11 protein-coding genes are annotated in these 10,446 nt (G+C 59.6%); 1 reads left to right on the top strand and 10 read right to left on the bottom strand.

From position 1 onward, the window contains the following. The 4 genes from Q4P21_RS13740 to Q4P21_RS13725 all read right to left on the bottom strand — a co-directional run. The coding region (locus Q4P21_RS13740; protein WP_303389314.1) for an alpha-amylase family glycosyl hydrolase at positions 1 to 410 on the bottom strand (410 nt) is incomplete at its 3' end. Further along, on the bottom strand, positions 407 to 2,728 hold the full coding sequence (gene glgX / locus Q4P21_RS13735) for a glycogen debranching protein GlgX (RefSeq protein ID WP_303389313.1): 2,322 nt from the start codon (positions 2,726 to 2,728) through the stop codon (positions 407 to 409). The genes glgX and Q4P21_RS13740, both read right to left, overlap by 4 nt. A gap of 613 nt (positions 2,729 to 3,341) precedes the next feature. Then, positions 3,342 to 3,824, bottom strand: coding sequence for a pyridoxamine 5'-phosphate oxidase family protein (locus Q4P21_RS13730; RefSeq protein WP_303389312.1), 483 nt, complete (start codon positions 3,822 to 3,824; stop codon positions 3,342 to 3,344). Between the two features lie 195 nt (positions 3,825 to 4,019). Next, positions 4,020 to 4,574 (bottom strand): Dps family protein, encoded by a 555-nt coding sequence (locus tag Q4P21_RS13725; protein ID WP_303389311.1) that lies wholly within the window; start codon positions 4,572 to 4,574, stop codon positions 4,020 to 4,022. A 151-nt stretch (positions 4,575 to 4,725) separates the two neighbouring features. On the opposite strand from Q4P21_RS13725, the gene Q4P21_RS13720 reads away from it, so the two are divergent. After that, complete coding sequence (locus Q4P21_RS13720; RefSeq protein ID WP_303389310.1) at positions 4,726 to 5,703, top strand: DNA topoisomerase IB; 978 nt, start codon at positions 4,726 to 4,728, stop codon at positions 5,701 to 5,703. 59 nt (positions 5,704 to 5,762) lie between these two features. Here Q4P21_RS13720 and Q4P21_RS13715 read toward each other — a convergent pair whose 3' ends face one another. From Q4P21_RS13715 to Q4P21_RS13690, 6 genes are all read right to left on the bottom strand, one after another. Further along, positions 5,763 to 6,455 carry a glycosyltransferase family 2 protein gene (locus Q4P21_RS13715; protein WP_303389309.1) on the bottom strand — a complete coding sequence of 231 codons (693 nt, stop codon included), beginning with the start codon at positions 6,453 to 6,455 and terminating at the stop codon, positions 5,763 to 5,765. Then, positions 6,452 to 7,813: a PIG-L family deacetylase gene (locus Q4P21_RS13710; protein WP_303389308.1), complete on the bottom strand. Its 1,362-nt coding sequence runs from the start codon at positions 7,811 to 7,813 to the stop codon at positions 6,452 to 6,454. The genes Q4P21_RS13715 and Q4P21_RS13710 overlap by 4 nt, the downstream gene beginning before the upstream one ends. Continuing rightward, positions 7,807 to 8,946, bottom strand: coding sequence for an acyl-CoA dehydrogenase family protein (locus Q4P21_RS13705; protein WP_303389307.1), 1,140 nt, complete (start codon positions 8,944 to 8,946; stop codon positions 7,807 to 7,809). The genes Q4P21_RS13710 and Q4P21_RS13705 overlap by 7 nt, the downstream gene beginning before the upstream one ends. A gap of 37 nt (positions 8,947 to 8,983) precedes the next feature. After that, on the bottom strand, positions 8,984 to 9,247 hold the full coding sequence (locus Q4P21_RS13700; protein ID WP_303389306.1) for a hypothetical protein: 264 nt from the start codon (positions 9,245 to 9,247) through the stop codon (positions 8,984 to 8,986). An 85-nt stretch (positions 9,248 to 9,332) separates the two neighbouring features. Continuing rightward, on the bottom strand, positions 9,333 to 9,671 hold the full coding sequence (locus tag Q4P21_RS13695) for a hypothetical protein (RefSeq protein ID WP_303389305.1): 339 nt from the start codon (positions 9,669 to 9,671) through the stop codon (positions 9,333 to 9,335). 340 nt (positions 9,672 to 10,011) lie between these two features. After that, a partial coding sequence (locus tag Q4P21_RS13690) for a hypothetical protein (RefSeq protein WP_303389304.1) occupies positions 10,012 to 10,446 on the bottom strand: 435 nt, incomplete at its 5' end.

The following is a 10,446-nucleotide window of genomic DNA, read 5'->3' as shown; positions in this document are numbered from 1 at the left end:
GCCAGGATCGGGATCCTGATGCGCCCGTTACCCGCAGCCCAATCGACGTCGAACGCTTCGGCCCAAGGAGAGTCCGGGCCCTCCTTCAAGATGGACCACCACCACGGGTTCTGGTGCGGGGTGGCAACGCCCATGTGGTTGGGCACAATGTCCACCAACACGCCCAAACCGGCCTCACGCGCTGCATGCGACAGCGCAAGCAACCCTTCGGGGCCTCCGCGTTCGGGATCCACCGTGCTGGGATCAGTGACGTCGTAGCCGTGTGTGGAGCCCTGCTCCGCAGTCAGAATGGGGGAGAGGTAGACCCAATCCGCCCCCAATTCCTGCAGATACGGCACGGTTCGGGCCGCATCCTGCAGCGTGAAATCTGCGTTCAGCTGTAGGCGGTAGGTGGACAGGGGGGCTTTCACGCTGAAGCTCCGTCCGCTGCGGCCGCGGGGGAGGGCTCCCCAGCCTTGGACTCCTGCGGCTCCGCCTCTGGATCTACTTTGGGTTCCTGAGCTTCGGTCTGGTCCTTGGATCCTTCCTTCGCAGCTTCCGCCTTGGGCTCCTCAGACTTGGGCTCCTCCTCGGCGGCCATGGCAGCCAGGGAGGCCTCGGCGGAGTGGCCGACGACTTCCGCCGGGCCGGAGTAGGCACGCAGTACCGCCATGGACTTTGCCGAGAGCTCAAGCACGGTTTCGGCTTGGACAGGCTCCCGCGTGCCACTGCTGGAGGTATCGACCAGAACTTCCCAGAAGGGCGCGTGCTCCTTCGATGGGAGCTGGAAGTTGACGGCTTCAACGTCGGCGTTGAAGATCAGCAGGAAGTTCTTGTCGGTGATGTGGCGTCCACGCCGGTCCTTCTCTCGGATACCGTCTCCGTTCAAGAAGACCCCGATGCAACGGCCAAAGCCACTGTCCCAGTCCTCAGGCAGCATGTCGGCGCCATCTGCCCTGAACCAGATGATGTCCGGGAGTGCCCCGTCCTCACCGCGGAGCACAGGCCTGCCGTCGAAGAAGCGGCTGCGCTGGAAGATGGGATGTTCGGCACGAATTTTGCTCACCATGGCGGTGAACTCCACGAGGGGTTGGTCCACGGCATCCCAGTGCACCCAGCTGATCAAAGAATCCTGACAATAGGTGTTGTTGTTGCCTTGCTGGGTTCGGCCAAGCTCGTCCCCATGCAGGATCATCGGAACACCTTGGGAAAGCAGCAGCGTCGCGATGATGTTGCGCTGCTGGCGGGCACGCAGCGTCAGCACTGTTTCGTCATCCGTGGGCCCTTCCGCACCGCAGTTCCACGAGCGGTTGTGAGACTCGCCGTCGTTATTGTCTTCACCGTTGGCGTCATTGCGTTTCTCGTTGTAGGAAACCAAATCGCGCAGGGTGAAGCCGTCGTGGGCGGTGACGAAGTTAATGGAGGCCACGGGGCGGCGACCGGAAGTTTCGTAGAGATCTGCCGAACCAGTCAGCCGCGATGCGAACTCGCCAAGAGTTGAGGGCTCCCCTCGCCAGAAATCACGCACAGTGTCACGATATTTCCCGTTCCATTCGGTCCACTGTGGCGGGAAGTTGCCCACCTGGTAACCTCCGGGGCCAACATCCCAGGGTTCGGCGATGAGTTTGACCTGGGAGATTACTGGATCCTGCTGGATGAGTTCAAAAAACGTGGAGAGTTTGTCCACGGCGTAGAATTCGCGGGCCAAGGTGGAGGCCAGATCAAACCGGAAGCCGTCAACATGCATCTCCGTCACCCAGTAGCGCAGCGAATCCATGATCAGTTGCAGCGAATTGGGATGGCGGACATTCAGCGAGTTTCCGGTGCCGGTGTAATCCATGTAGTACTGCCGGTCGTCTTCGACTAGACGGTAGTAGGCGTCGTTGTCGATGCCCTTGAAGGAAAGCGTGGGACCTAGATGGTTGCCTTCTGCAGTGTGGTTGTAGACCACGTCCAGGATGACTTCAATGCCGGACCTGTGGAGATCCCGGACCATTGCCTTGAATTCCTGAACCTGGTTTCCCTGATCGCCGGTGGAGCTGTACGTGTTCTGCGGGGCGAAGAAGCCAATGGTGTTGTAACCCCAATAATTGCTGAGGCCCTTGTCCACCAAGGTCCCGTCGTTGACGAACTGATGGACAGGCATCAGCTCAACAGCAGTGATGCCGAGTTTCTTAAAGTGTTCAATCATAACCGGGTGTGACACGCCGGAATAGGTGCCGCGTTGATCCACCGGAATTTCTTCGTGAAGCTGGGTCAGTCCCTTGACGTGGGCTTCATAAATAACTGACTCGTGGTACGGGATGCGCAGCTGGCGGTCCCCGTCCCAATCGAAGAACGGGTTGATGACCACGCTGTACATCGTATGCGGGGCAGAGTCGTCCTCCTGCCGGGCTTCCGGGTTCTCAAACTGATACGAAAACAGTGCCGGATCCCAGTCAATTTGACCGTGGATGGACTTGGCATACGGGTCCAAAAGAAGTTTGTTGTCGTCGAAACGCAGACCCTTTTTCGGATCGTACGGCCCATGAACACGGTAGCCGTATTGCTGGCCGGGCTGGACTTCCGGAAGATAGCAGTGCCAAACGTGGCCGTCAACCTCTTCGACCTCGATGCGGGTTTCCGTCAGGTCATCGGCCAAAAGACAGAGAACCACCTTCTCGGCGTGCTCACTGAACAGGGAGAAATTGGTGCCAGTGCCATCGAATGTGGCTCCCAACGGGTAGGCGTTTCCGGGCCAGACTTCCAAGTTTCCTCCAGAGAAGAGTTGGTGAATGAGACATGCGGCTTACTAGTGCAGTTTATGCACTGCACAGTACAGGACCCAAACCAGTTGCTCGGTGAGCTTCAGTGCTCCAGCGTCCTGATGCGAGCGAATGGTTTACTGCGGAACGGTACTGGATCCGCCGCTTTATCGGGCGGAGTCCGCACGATGCCGGAGCCACTGATCCAGCGCAGTTGTTTGGTAAGGGGGCCGTTCGACCATGACGAAAGAAGAAGCAACTGCTTGGTGTAAGACAGCGTAAGGAATTTGGATGTACCGAACCTGTTCGCCTCTATGCCCACTGCACTGAGGCGCGATTCGGCAGCCAATATTTTCCCTTGGCCACCCAACTGGGCATGCCCACGGCCGGCCCTCCGCTGGCGCGGAGGGAGGACCGGCCGTTCTTCTTGGTTCGGCTGACAAGCCACAACCCCGCGCAAATCTGAAGGGTCATTTTTGACTTGGCGTCAGCGCCGCCTCTCCACTGCGGTCCCGGTCAATGCTGGCGGCCGCTTAGGAACTCAGAGGCCCACCAGTTCAGGCTGAGCCTGAGCTGGTGGGCCAATACTGGAAAAGCAGCAGACCGGGCACATCAGGTCTATAGATCCACTGTTTTGCTTTCACCTGCATCGATTTGGGTGTCTGTCAATCGGGCCTTGGCCCAATGAAACGCCATGGTGATTGCTCCACCGGGGGAGTTCCAAAACTGCGCCCCTTCAGGACGGACTCGAATGAGTGCTAGTTCAGGTGAGTCGGGTCCTTCCGGGAAGAACGCGGCGGCAGCTTCGTTCCACAGCTCACGGGCCTTGGGTTCACTGGTGATAGTCACTGCGGAACCATGCAATGAGAGCCATTCCCCCTTACCGCTGAAGGAAAGGTTTACTTCAGATTCCGTGCCAATTTCTGCCACGGTTGCACCGTCGGAAGACGTGAAGAACCATAGCTCCCCATTGTCTTCGGTTTTAATGACGGTCATGGGCCGGCTGTGCAGGGCATCCTCCGCCCCACTGACGGTGAACATGCACACCGGGTTGTCTTTGATGATCTCGAATACTTTTTCGCGGTTGTCAGTCGTTGACATGTGTTCGGTCCTTCCCTTGTATTGCACTTTCAGTGGCGAAGCCGCCAACATGATTCCACGCGTCTGCCCACACGACCCAGGATGACGCCTCCGAGGCTGGCCCTGCAGCTGAGCCCCAAAATCTTACATCCACTGGAACCTCTGGCGACTCCTTATAGGAGTGGCGAGGAAGCCAAATTGCGCAGGCAGAAAGAACTACTTACCTGCTTTGGTGTCAGTCGATTTCTTGGACGGCTCCTGGAGCTGGCCGTCGCTGTCTTCCAGATGTGCGCGCATGAACCACTGGAAGAGTTCCAGCTGGGCAGTGTGTCCGATAAGCATGTCTTCGGTGACTGGATCCAGGTCTCCGGCAACGGAAATTGCATCCCTCTGACTGGAGACCAGCCCGTCATAGACCACGTCAAGTGCCGCCAAATGCTCGGCAGTGCCTGCCCTGCCCAAGGAATAATCATCCCAGCTGCGGGACTTCACAAGCGCACCGGGCAGACCATTCGGCGAAATACCCAACGTGGCCATCCGCTCGGCTGTTTCATCGATCATTGCCCTGACGAGCTCGATCTGCGGATCGAGCATTTGATGGACACCAATGAAATCCCTGCCCACCACGTTCCAATGTGCGTGCTTCAGTGTGAGCTGAAGATCGTTGAGCGCGTGGAGTCGACCCTGCAGAAGTTCGCCAACCTTGTGGCCATCCGTCATCGACAGCCCGGGGACCGTGTACGTGGCTCTGGAAACGTTCTTGGAAACCATAAATATCTCCTCACATAAAGTGCTGAATGAGCTTCTACGCTTTGCTATAGCTATGCAACTACATGTCTTGATGGTTGCGCAAGGCCACAACGCGCAAGTTATGGAAGCCTTTCTACTGGCCAGAAGCAACCTGGGGTGTTTGACTTGGGCGATGGGACCACTTGCACGGGTCGAGCCAGGGGCGGGCGGAATTGAACGACGCGTTGCCGGACGCGGTTTCACTTATGTTTCTTCCAATGGACGGCGTATTAAGACCGAATCACGGCTTGAACGGATTCGTGGCCTGGCAATTCCACCGGCGTGGTCCCACGTGTGGATCGCTTCTGCGCCCAATGCCCACATCCAAGCCACCGGAGTGGACGCGGCAGGCCGCACCCAATACATTTACCACCCACGTTGGCGGGAAATCCGTGACGGGGAGAAATTCATCCGTTCGCTGGCATTCGGTCAGCGTTTGCCGGCACTTCGGCGAAGCGTCACCCGCGATCTGAAACAAAATGACAATGCCCGACGTCGCGCCTTGGCTGCTGCCGTCCGGATCATGGACAAGGTCGGCATGCGCGTCGGTGGAGCAGCATACGCGGCAGAGAACGGCTCCTTTGGTGCAACAACCCTGCAGCGGCGCCACGTCAGCATCGAAGCTGACGTGGTGCACCTTATGTTCCGTGGCAAATCAGCCGGTGAATGGGATGTGAGCATCAACGACGCTCTGCTGCAGGACTACTTTGCGTCCATCCCGCACACTCCCCGCTCCGGTCCGGCGTTGTGCCACGCATCGTTCTCAGGGCGTCGGAAACTCTGGCATGCGATCTCAGACACTGAAGTTAATGGCTACCTGGGAGAGGTGGCAGGGCTGGGATTCACCGCCAAGGACTTCCGGACCTGGCAGGGAACGGTAGTGGCCTCGATTTCCCTGGCCCGGTCGCAGCGGGCAGGCTCCAGTTCTCCCGAAGCAATCACGGCGGCCGTACGGGATGCCGCAGATTGGCTCCACAACACCCCTACGGTCGCCAAGGAATCTTATGTAAACCCTCGTGTCATCGCTCTCTTTGAGCAGGGCAAAGTCGCAGACCTCACCCACCAAAGGGACAGCGCTGTCTTGGCGCTGCTTACAGGAGGGCATGGCTGAAACCGAGCTGAATTTGGTGGCGTTGATGTCCCAATCGCATCGGCGCGTCGCAGAGCGCCCTAAAGACTTGCAAGGAAATCGGCGAAGCCGCCTTCCACCCTTCCCTGCAGGCGTCCGGAGGTGCGAACCCGACAGGAATCTGTCGCGTGGACTGAGAAGCCCCGTGAGCGCGCGCTCACAACGAATTGGTGGTCCTCATGCACGCCAATGTCCGCAAAGCCGCCCAAGGCCGTGAAAATATCCGCCCGGAAGCCCAAATTGGCACCGTGAATGTGCGGGTGGCCCTCACGAAGTTCGTGCTTGGCCTGCCACTGCGCCAACCGTGCAGCGGAAAGTTCCGTCCGAAAAGGTTCAACCGTGCCGACCAGCACGTCCGCGCCAGCCACAGCCAGCGCATGGTGGTGTTCCAACCAATCCGGCGGTACTGCACTGTCGGCATCTGTATTGGCGATCCACAACCGTTCTGGATCCACGCCGGACGCTGACATCACTGCAGCTATCCCCGCATTGCGGGCAGCCCCAACCCGACCTGCGGCGATCCTGCGAATCCGCACATGGGGGTGGTGTGCCAGAATTTGCTCGGAGGCGTCGGTGCAACTGTCCAACACCATCGTGAGGGAGATCTTGACCTGCGGAAACTTCAACCTCAGTCGGCGCGTGGATTCGTCGAGGACTGACAGAGCCCGAGGGAGCAGGTGGGCCTCATTCCTGGACGGTACGACGACGGCGATCTCCTCCACGCCGCCGTTCACGGACTCTCCTGAAGCTGGAACACCTCGAGCAAGAAGTCCTGTTCAGCATAGGATCCAAGCAGTGAAAGATGCTCGTTCGCATGCAGCAGCTTGTGCACGTCGTCGCCTCCCAACGGCCATCCATCAATTGGATGGCGCCAGTGGCATGCCACCAAGTATGCATCCGTCAGTGCTGAACCAACCATTCGCTCCACAGCTTCCGAAAGTTCCGTTGCCGTGAAGTAGTACCCGCTTTCGGAGAGCACGAACAAATCGAAGCGTCCTTCCGGCCAGTCTCGCGGCAGCGTGGAAAGAATAATGTCAACGTTGTCGGCCAGTGCCAGCCGTTGGGTCGCAGTGGCGACCGCTTCCGCACTCGCGTCGGCTCCGGTGACTAGATCGCATCGGCTTGCCAGATCAGCAGTGAGCGCTCCAGTTGAGCAGCCCAGTTCCAAGGCTGAATGGAAACGGTCACGGGGCAACGCTCCGAGCAGCAGCGCACGTTTGCGCCGCTCGTACCACGACGTCGGGTCCCATGGTTCGGCACCATCGACGTGAATGGCATCGAACTGGGTGGCAAGCCACTGCTGTGAATCAACTCCCGACGGTGTGAAGTGCCCGGCAGTGTCAATGAACGTTTCAAAGTTCCGCTCGAAGTGTGACAAGAGAGAGGTGGATAGCAGAATCTCATCCCCTACTGCGTCGGAGAGCGGCTCAATTTGAGTGATATGGGCGGACATGGCCGCAGCCTTCACTGACTGTTCCTTCTTATCCAACTCCAACTTGCGAAGCGCCGGCCAGGGTAGGGCGTCGTTTGCAGGGGACCCCCAATGCCACCACCAGATGGGATATTCCAACAACATGCTGCCTGTTGCTGCAGCTGCCTTGGCTGCCGCGGCTCCAGCGGCATTATGGTCCGTGTGACCGTCGGCGGACCAGGGGGCCACTATTAAGGTGGCACCGCCACCGTGCTGAGCCGCGCTTGTGATTTCCTGCTCCAGCTCGAGCGAGTGGGCAACAACCTGGCCGTCGGGCAGCCCCAGCACTTTGTGCCGCGCTCTCGGGGCGAGTGTTTCCAACGCTTTTTCAAGCTCGATGAGCCGCCGCTCGGCAAGGCGTCCCGGTGTGTGGGTGGGGGAGGAGGGATGTGAGTTCTCTCCTAAAGTGGCAACGAGGACCTGAACGTCCACCCCCCTGCTGGCCGCACGCTGCAGCAGCCCGGCGGCGCCGAGAGTTTCGTCGTCGGGGTGGGCAGCGACAACCACGATCTTTGCCAGCGAGTCCCAGTCGAGACTCAGGGCAGGCATGCCGGTCATGCGCGGGCTGGCCAACCATTCCGCTTCGGCAGTGGTTTTCTGATCGTGGGTGAAAGCTACCATGGCGACGCTCCGCCGTTGGTGGCCGCGGCCTCGAGCACTGCCCTGCCGTGCGCCGCGAGGGAACGCTCGGCATGGTCTTGCCGGAGGTAGAGCTCCAGATCAGCTACGCGCTGGGCATGTTCGGGTTCGAACGCCAGCGGTTCCGGCCCCATGCCATGCCCTGACAGCGTCAGGATCCTCTCCGCGGTAGAGACAGTCGTAGCCCGGACCCGCGCGGAAATGAGGGCAGGGCCGTCAAGGGTGGGTGCAGGAAGGGAACGGCTCGCCGCGGGCGGGTCGGCTACGGTGGCCGCGCGCTGGAAGGAGGACCTGGAGGACCACAGCGCTTGATCAGCGCTGCCCAGCTGCCACAAGGCGATCTGATCTGGTTCACGGGAAAGGCAATGTCGGTGCAGTCGCCTTGCCAAGGCCGTCGCCGCGCCGTGCCAGATGGCTGCAACACCTACACCGCCCCAGGAGAATCCGGGCCTTTGCGTATACCAACCAGGCCCGCCGACTGGCATGGCCTGAACCTTGGCCAGCAAGAGGCCACGGCTTGGCACAGCCGGCAGTCCCAGTGCGCTCCAAGGGCGCCCAGTGGTGGTGACCCCTGGGTGGCGCAAATCGATCGCGAACAACTGCATGCCCACATCCGTCCTGGCCGTGACAAGTGCGTGGCTGAGATCGTCCGCGAGCGAACACCAGGGCTTGTGCCCGTCCAGTCGCCAGCCGCTTTGGACCGGGGTGGCCAGCAACTGTTGGCCTGGTCCTTGTGCAGCAAACACACCCCAAGTGGAGTCCTCTGGATGCATTCCGCCCTGGCCGGCCTGGTCGAGAATGGCCAAGGCATCCAGATGCGGTTCGATGACCCTTGCAGCTGTGAGGTCCGCGGCCCCGAGGGTGGCCAAAGACTCCCACAGCTGCAAGGTGTTCCCTTGCTGAGGGCGGGGCAGGCTGTGCCCGAGGTCACGCGCGAGTTCCAGCAACGCAGGAATGCGTCCGCTGCAGCTATAAGCCGCCTCATGGAGTTCATGCAGAAACGTCGTAGTGTCCGAACCTGCTGCTGCGCTCGGATTGCCAAGACGCACGCCGAAAGCTGACGGGTTCTCGTAGTGATCGCCTGCTGCAGACGTTCGAGGAAACGTTGAAGACATTCTGCCGCCTTCTTGGGGAACGAGGTTGTGGTTCCGGCTAGGCCCCGGAAGCGTCTTCGTCGGGCTCTGAAGAGAACGACTCACGGTCTCCGCGTGCGGAGTCGGCGTTGCCCTCGTTGATTGGCGCATCTGTCGAAGGCGCCTCCAACGGTTGCTCGTCCGGCGTACCGGCAGTGGTCGCTTTGCCAGCGGGCATTTCTTCCTCAGGTGTTGGGGACCCATAGCCGGATTCCTTGGGCTCAGCTGCCTGCTTGCTGTTGTCTGCGGGATCGTTTGCAGCCACGTCGTTGTCGTTGCTCATGATTTTCTCCTTATACGGTGATTGGTTGTTGACTTGTTGCTGTCATACGCGGGCACTGTCGTGCCAGATCAGGCGTCGTGCCACATCAGTTTGCGGGGCCCGGGGGCACGGCGCCGCCTTCGTCGGCCCAATCCTGGCCCACCTCGTCGTTCAAAGCGGGGTCTGAGTCTATGTCGGGGAGAGTTTCGTTTTCGACAGTCGCAGCTTCCCTGCGGCCTGCGACCCTGCCAACCAGGCGGGAGCCCAGATCCTTCGATTCTTCCTTGATCGAATCTTCCAAATTCTGCACAGTTTCCTGCACGACGTCTGTCTCCCAGAGAGCGCGTGCATTGTGTTTTAAGCTCTCATATCCCCGGCGTCCCACGCGGGTGCCTGCGACGTAGCCAACAGCCAGTCCTGCTATAAAAGCCAATTTTGCTTTCATGGATATCTCCTTGTCTGAGCGTGCGGCGTATTTCCCTGTGACGCGCTAAACCCCACTGTAACCACTAACGGCTTCCATGAGGGGAGATGATTTCGAACCTCCGAACGAGGAAGCTACAAAGATCTTGTAGGAGGTATGCATTTTGGCAAAAAATAGGGCTGCAAATCAAGGGCCAGCGCCGATGGGAGTGCGACGTCGCCGCAGGCGCTCTTTGAAACCAGAGTTGTAGAGGGTGTGCTTGAAGTCAGGCTCCCACGCACTAGTTAGCGACCTCTAAACCGCGCTTTCTTCCGATATGGTGCAGCCGGCAACACTATGACAGCTGTGCCTTACAGCGGTTCTATTCTTTGGCTGGGTCAACTTCCTCCACGTAAGTCTTTCCTTCCTCATCCGTATAGAGGAGGAGTTCGGGTGTTTGCTGGTTCTTCTCCGCGTTCATGGCCCGCTGCGTGGGAGGCGCATCAATGGCTGAGCGATCAGCGTCGCCGAGTACGGCTCCGAGGCCTTTGGAGTCCGCCGTGGTTTCGCCGGCAGGTATGTGCTCCCCCTGCCCGCGAGAGCCTTCGGTTTCTGCTATGAGACTCTGCCCTGTTTCGGCGAAGGTTTGAGTGCCGGTGCGCTGCCAGCTCACATGGACGTTGGCTGATCCGTTCTCAAAAGTTTCAACAGAGGTTTTGATCTGGTCATCAGGGGCGCCCATGGTGTGCAACTTCTGCTGGTAGGACGCGACTAGGTCATCCATGGACTTCTCGGTCCATTCGCCTGGCCCCATACG

Source organism: Arthrobacter sp. (assembly GCF_030540645.1).
Lineage (GTDB): Bacteria > Actinomycetota > Actinomycetes > Actinomycetales > Micrococcaceae > Specibacter.
This window is presented reverse-complemented; position numbering and strand designations above follow the sequence as displayed.

Excerpts from the sequence above, each read along its gene's own strand:
- Q4P21_RS13725 (WP_303389311.1), bottom strand. The coding sequence starts at position 4,574 with ATGGTTTCCAAGAACGTTTCCAGAGCCACGTACACGGTCCCCGGGCTG.
- Q4P21_RS13710 (WP_303389308.1), bottom strand. The coding sequence starts at position 7,813 with ATGGTAGCTTTCACCCACGATCAGAAAACCACTGCCGAAGCGGAATGG.
- Q4P21_RS13705 (WP_303389307.1), bottom strand. The coding sequence starts at position 8,946 with ATGTCTTCAACGTTTCCTCGAACGTCTGCAGCAGGCGATCACTACGAG.
- Q4P21_RS13720 (WP_303389310.1), top strand. The coding sequence starts at position 4,726 with ATGGGACCACTTGCACGGGTCGAGCCAGGGGCGGGCGGAATTGAACGA.
- Q4P21_RS13695 (WP_303389305.1), bottom strand. The coding sequence starts at position 9,671 with ATGAAAGCAAAATTGGCTTTTATAGCAGGACTGGCTGTTGGCTACGTC.
- Q4P21_RS13700 (WP_303389306.1), bottom strand. The coding sequence starts at position 9,247 with ATGAGCAACGACAACGACGTGGCTGCAAACGATCCCGCAGACAACAGC.
- Q4P21_RS13730 (WP_303389312.1), bottom strand. The coding sequence starts at position 3,824 with ATGTCAACGACTGACAACCGCGAAAAAGTATTCGAGATCATCAAAGAC.